The 2278-nt window shown below is 49.4% G+C and carries 3 protein-coding genes; 1 reads left to right on the top strand and 2 read right to left on the bottom strand.

Features of this window, described 5'->3' with window-relative positions:
- The coding region (locus tag RMO84_RS00770) for a DUF3352 domain-containing protein (RefSeq protein WP_310486513.1) at nt 1–296 on the top strand (296 nt) is incomplete at its 5' end.
- Nucleotides 297–666: 370 nt separating this feature from the next.
- Here RMO84_RS00770 and RMO84_RS00765 read toward each other — a convergent pair.
- Together RMO84_RS00765 and RMO84_RS00760 are read right to left on the bottom strand one after the other, a co-directional pair.
- Nucleotides 667–1107 (bottom strand): response regulator, encoded by a 441-nt coding sequence (locus tag RMO84_RS00765; RefSeq protein ID WP_310486511.1) that lies wholly within the window; start codon nt 1105–1107, stop codon nt 667–669.
- Nucleotides 1104–2278: ATP-binding protein (locus RMO84_RS00760; protein ID WP_310486509.1), on the bottom strand; the 1175-nt coding region annotated here is incomplete at its 5' end. The genes RMO84_RS00765 and RMO84_RS00760, both read right to left, overlap by 4 nt.

Genomic DNA, 2278 nt, shown 5'->3' with positions numbered 1-2278 from the left:
TAAATCCTCATAACGGTCAATTTTTCATCGATATCGAGCGGACGATTAATGCTGGAAATTTACCCTTACCCTATCTCTCGCCAGAAGTGAAAGCCGGATTTCAAGCGATGAGCAGCTTGGGGGTAACGAGTGCGATCCTCGATGATTCTAGCAATCGGTTCGATCTGTTCGTCGCTCTCAAAAAAGTGCCAGGGATTGCCAAAATACCTGCTGCACCCAAAGCGATTAAATCTGCTCCCAAATCAGCACCCAAGCCAACTAAATCCTCCAGCCCAACACCAAAACCTGCGCCTTAGTCGCGATCGTATCTGAGTTAGAAATACCACCCCTTCAAGAGGATGTCTGAAAACTCAATTTTGTTAAGCTCAAACCCTAGATAATCCCCCCTAGCCCCCCTTAAAAAGCGGATGCGCTCCGCGCGGGTTCCCCGCGCAAGGAAGCGCACCAAGCAGGGGGGAACCGGATTCTTAGTCCCCCTTAAAAAGGGGGATTTAGGGGGATTCTCACCAACGTCGCCTATTTCTAGAGATGTATACACACGGTAGAGCTTGAGGGAGAAGGCCACATTAGATTGAGGATGTAATTCAACTCACGTGCGTCTGTTGTGGGTGAAATACAATCCCTTAGCGCGATGCGCTCCCAGCCAGTGGTACCCAAAACTACCTGCTAAATCAAAGACATCTCACAGAGTGTCCAATACCGATCGAGCGTAATCATCAATTCTACAAACACGCTAAAGGTGACTGGCTTGAGGATGTAGCCAGCGACATTGAAATTATAGGCATCGACCCGATCGCGTTCTTCGTTTGACGTGGTTAGGACTACGACAGGAATATGGCGGATCGCTGGGTCGGCGCGCAACTCACGGAGGAATTCTAAGCCGTTCATTTTGGGCATGTTGAGATCTAATAAAATCAACCGCCGTTCTGGGGGAATGAGGGAAGGTTGTCCGGGTGTGTCTCGCAGTAGCGAGAGAGCTTCGAGACCGTTATTAGCTAGATACAAAGGGTTAGCAATATTACCTTTTTTAAAGGCACGTTGAACGGTCATTATATCTACTTCGTCGTCTTCGACTAGTAAAATGTTTAGCATTAAATTGTTAATCATTGAATTTCCGATCGTGGTGCTTGACTAGAAGTAAGCACGGAGTTGTCTTTGGGTTGTTTGGGCCAGGTAAACCTAAAGATCGCACCACTACCAGATGTAGATTCTAACTCAATCGTGCCCCCTTCAGCCGCAACAATTTTACGGACAATTGCCAATCCTGCCCCCACATTTTCTTGGAGATCGCGAGCTTTGAGGGTTTGAAAAATAGTATAAATTCTTTTTTGGTATTGAGGCTCGATCCCGTCCCCATTATCGGCGATCGCAAACTCATAATAGTTGCCGAGGTCGATCGCTGATACCTCCACTATACCCATTTTCGTGGGGTGATGGCGAATGGCATTGTCGATCAAGTGACTCAATACCTGTTCGAGGGGTTGCCAGCGAGCGGTAAATACTGGCATGGGAGTGGCGATATCGATCGTAAATGTCGGCGGCGGATCGAGCACTTTGACGATTTTTACCAGCAGGCGACCGACATCGATCGTCGCAACTGGAGCTTGGGTGCGGCCAGCGCGGGAGTATTCGAGCAGACTATTGAGGAGTGACTGCATCCGATAGACGCGACGGCGGAGCAGTTGCATTTGACTGCGCGTTTCGGGCGAGAGTGCGTCTTCGAGGTCTTCTTCGACCCATTCGGAGAGGCTGGCGATCGCTCGCAATGGTGCCTTGAGATCGTGCGCGGTAATATAAGCAAACCGATCGAGTTCGCGGTTGCTCTCTACCAACGAGCGATTGGTGAGATTGAGGGAATTATTGAGGGTAGAGAGTTCGGCGGCTTTGGCTTGGAGTCTGGCAGCGGCTTGCTGGCGTTCGGTAATATCGCGGACGATCGCGATCCGATCGTCATCCAAGGCGATATTATTCATCGAGATTTCGATCGGAAATAATTCGCCATTTTTGCGTTGTCCCATTGCCTGCCAGATTTGCCCGCTGGTGGATTTAGCACCGAGTGCAAACGGCGGAGCTGAGACTGATAAATCAGATTCATAAAACACGAATTTTTGGGTATCTTCAGCTTCGGCGTTGAGGAGCTTTTGCCACTGCCAGCCGATGACTTCGCTAGCAGTATAGCCAAACATATTCACAGCTGCATGATTGAACGTCTCGATCCGACCCTTATTATCGATCGTCATCACGCCATCGACGACATTGGCAACGATCGCTTCGATCA

This window comes from Chamaesiphon sp. VAR_69_metabat_338 (genome assembly GCF_031423935.1).
Lineage (GTDB): Bacteria > Cyanobacteriota > Cyanobacteriia > Cyanobacteriales > Chamaesiphonaceae > Chamaesiphon.
Note: the sequence above shows the minus strand (reverse complement) of the source record. Positions and strands in the feature narration are given on the sequence as shown.

Excerpts from the sequence above, each read along its gene's own strand:
- RMO84_RS00765 (WP_310486511.1), bottom strand. The coding sequence starts at position 1,107 with ATGATTAACAATTTAATGCTAAACATTTTACTAGTCGAAGACGACGAA.